Annotated in this window: 3 protein-coding genes and 1 pseudogene; 3 read left to right on the forward strand and 1 reads right to left on the reverse strand. The window is 40.2% G+C overall.

What is annotated here, in order from left to right; genetic code table 11:
- The 3 genes and pseudogenes from KIV40_RS25350 to bcp form a co-directional block, all read left to right on the forward strand.
- Nucleotides 1-1,748, forward strand: a pseudogene (locus KIV40_RS25350) (site-specific integrase); the annotation flags it as partial.
- Nucleotides 1,748-2,236 (forward strand): bacterioferritin comigratory protein, encoded by a 489-nt coding sequence (locus KIV40_RS25355; protein ID WP_285351964.1) that lies wholly within the window; start codon nt 1,748-1,750, stop codon nt 2,234-2,236. The pseudogene KIV40_RS25350 and the gene KIV40_RS25355, both read left to right, overlap by 1 nt.
- 114 nt (nt 2,237-2,350) lie before the next feature.
- Nucleotides 2,351-2,815 (forward strand): thioredoxin-dependent thiol peroxidase, encoded by a 465-nt coding sequence (bcp, locus tag KIV40_RS25360; RefSeq protein ID WP_176301525.1) that lies wholly within the window; start codon nt 2,351-2,353, stop codon nt 2,813-2,815.
- A gap of 47 nt (nt 2,816-2,862) precedes the next feature.
- Here bcp and KIV40_RS25365 read toward each other — a convergent pair whose 3' ends face one another.
- On the reverse strand, nt 2,863-3,207 hold the full coding sequence (locus KIV40_RS25365) for a helix-turn-helix transcriptional regulator (RefSeq protein WP_285351965.1): 345 nt from the start codon (nt 3,205-3,207) through the stop codon (nt 2,863-2,865).
- Between the last annotated feature and the right edge of the window lie 270 nt (nt 3,208-3,477).

Below are 3,477 nucleotides of genomic sequence, written 5' to 3' on the forward strand. Positions count from 1 at the left end.
GATCACGGGTATAGTTACCGATTTTACTGACATAAACTTTGAGCGGGAGAGCATCTATACCGCTCTTAACAAATTGCACACCGAGGCAGAAGGTTTGCCTTTTGAAGTGACATTAACTAAACGATTGGCTCCCTCCGTTTTTGGGTTAGCTCTTAGAGAGGTTGAACAATACACCGTTATCCCTCAACGCCTATATTATATGGGGCTACAAAAGTCAGAAGCATTGGTAAATGAGTTATACCCTATTCGTGACAAACTTAGTCAGCTATCTTGTTATATTTCGACTTACTTTGATAAAGTTTATGAAGGTTATACTAAATACCTTTTAAGTGATGAATCAAAAACTAAAAAAGGTAAAATCCATTGGCGTTTAGGCAAGACTAATACCCTTAATAAAGAAAGAACCATTGCCTTTCAAAAAGCCTTTTTAGCATTAAACTCTCCGTCTGAAGCAAAAACTATTAAGCTACTCAAAAGGTACAAGCCAGAAATAAAAAGTAATTATATTGACCAGTTTCATCCAAATAACGAATTGAGTATTGGGACAAGGAAAGTCACACATATTAAAGAAGCTCAATCACTATTTAAACATCTTAACGGTGGTTGTTGTTGGACTTTAATGTCTCGCACAGGTATGCGCTCTGATGAAATCTATCATATTCACACCGCTAACGCGGTGTACAACAAAGCTCATATCAAAACAAGCAATTCACATTATTCACGCTGATCTATCAAAAACCGTTAAAGGTTTTCAGTCAAAGCAGGATGAGTTTGTTACAACAGAAGTCGGTAAAAAGGCTTACGAGATACTACAAGCTCTACATAAACCACTTAGAGAGCAAGCCACTGAAAGCCATGCATTTTTCCATAAAACAAAAGGGGGCTGTGGTGCCATGGGGGCAAAAGATCCCAGTAGGCATGCTAAAGCTTGGTTTGAAAACGAACTGAGTGAAGAGCTTGCACTTACTAATGACGATTTATTAGATTTAAAGGTTTCTGATCCTAACCTCTCGTTCAATGTTGGTGATGATTATGAATTCTCAGGACATCAACTTCGGCGATCTTTTTCTTACTACCTTATCGGTTACGAGCTTTGTACATTTCCACAACTCAAACAGCAGTTCGGCCATGTATCTATGGCTATGACAAGGCATTACGCCAAAAACGCAAGTAAATTCCAGAAAATCAGACAGCAAAAACACAATTTGGCCTACGCAATTAATGAAGAAAGAATTACTCAAAAAGCCCAAGTTTATCTTAATATCTACAAAAAACTTGCCAATAAAGTGCGTGTTGCTGGCGGAAAAGGAAAAGAATTCGCAAAAAATATGCTAAAGAGTGAGCGTAACCTATTTAAGGATAAAACTGATTACGACATGCTTTCGCTCAATTACTGGAAAAAGCAGATTCGAGAGCAAAAACGTCATATTCATGCAGTAGCCCCTGGAGTTTACTGCACGTCAACAGGCTGTAGTCTGCGCACGCAGGTAAATCTTCTTGAATGTGTTGACTGTAAGAATGACTACATTGTTGATGCTGTTTTTGCGGAATCTAAACGTAAGGAGGCTGAAATCAATATGCTTTGGGATATTGAACATGATGAATTAACGCCTCAAACAGCATCAGAAGCGTATATAAAAATTACGGCTGCGGAGCGCATTATGGAAGACTTAGGCATCAACTTTGAGCCTGTTGAGCTCCCACAACAAGCTAAAGATCTTTTGATACCTTACGAGGTAACTCAATAATGACAAAGGCGACCAAACACAAATTACTGGAAGCCCTAGAGCGACTATTAGAAGGCAAGCCTGAAAATCGTGAGCTGAGGAAAAAAGCTCGTGAAGGTAAGCTAAAAATTAACAATAGTACCGTTGAGAAGGAAGCCGGTCTCTCGGTTGGCTCACTGCGCAGGCATGAAGACGTTCGAGTCATGATCAAGACTAAACTTCTTGAAGCTCGGGGGGCACAAGACGGCTCTAATCAAACACCTATTGATGTATTGCAAGCTGATATTAAACAACTAAAGCAAGACAAGACTCAAGCGAATAAAAAGAAAAAAGAGTATTACGACGAAGCTCAAAGCCATAAGGAGGCATTAGCTGTTCAAGCTGCCACTCATATCAAAATAGTTCAAGATCTAATGGAAATGCTTCCTGCTTCAGAGCGTGAGAAAGCCATGGATAAAGTCGTTAACACTAGGCCCGATAATATCGTTGAAGGCAACTTCAGAAAGTAACTAAACCTAGTTTAGAGTTACCACTAGACAACACCACCAAGCATAGATAAAACTACACACTGAAATAATAACAAAGCTCGATTCAGAGTAAATTAAAGAAAGTAAGGATAACCCATGGCTATCGAAGCAGGACAAATCGCTCCAGATTTCACATTAAACGACCAAGACAACAACCCAGTAACCCTCTCTGAGCTGAAAGGAAAAAAAGTACTACTCTACTTCTACCCTCGCGCTTCAACGCCAGGCTGTACTGTTCAGGCTCAAGGGTTACGCGATACCAAAGCTGAGCTAGATGCCCACAACGTTGTTGTACTTGGTTTAAGCCCAGACACCCCGAAAAAGCTGACCAACTTTATCAACAAGCAAGATTTGAACTTTACTCTACTAGCCGATGAAGAGCACGAAGTTTGTGAGATGTACGGTGTTTGGCAACTTAAGAAGTTCATGGGCCGTGAGAATATGGGCGTGGTTCGTACAAGCTTCCTTATCGATGAATCTGGGAATCTTGAGCATGTATTTAATAAGTTCAAGACTAAAGACCATCATGAAGTCGTTCTAGACTACCTTAACAGCAAATAGTATTTAAAAAACAAATAGAGCCAGTGCCCTTTCGCTGGCTCGCGTAGCTAGTCCCCTTTAGGACAACTATTTTGAAATGACTCTTCTATAAGCCGCACTGTGACCTCAAGAACCTTCAGCTTATCCGTTTCAGAGAGCTTATTTAGATTCACAGCTAACTCCGCAGAAATCTCATCTTCACAAAAGAAGTAACTCAAAGGCACACCAAGCTCATCTGCAATTGACTTTAACGTACTTATGTCTGGTGTGTGTTTTCCCTTTTCGTATTGATTCATTCTCGGGCTTGCGGAGCTTTCATCCATACCTATACGCACTCCCAAAGCTTTTTGGGAGAGTTTCGCTTTTTTGCGCGCTTCTTTAAGGCGCTCAGGGATTGGGTTAGTAAATGACACTTATAGTTCATGTCTCTGGCCTCAAGGTAACTAAGATTTTCTTAGTTTTACTGATTCCTGTATACTAAGCAATCCTTAGTTTTTTGGTTGGTTGCGTGTAATTTTGGAAATGAAACGGGCTCGAAGAATTAGTGCGGTCATGCACAAGTTGTTGATAGAAAATGGGTTAGATGGATTCACCGTGCTAGAAGCGAGAGATTTGTGGCTATCTCTTGATAATGTGGACTCCAATTCTGCCGAAGCTCGCAAAAAGGTATATCCCAAATCATG

The sequence above is a fragment of the Vibrio sp. D173a genome (assembly GCF_030248475.1).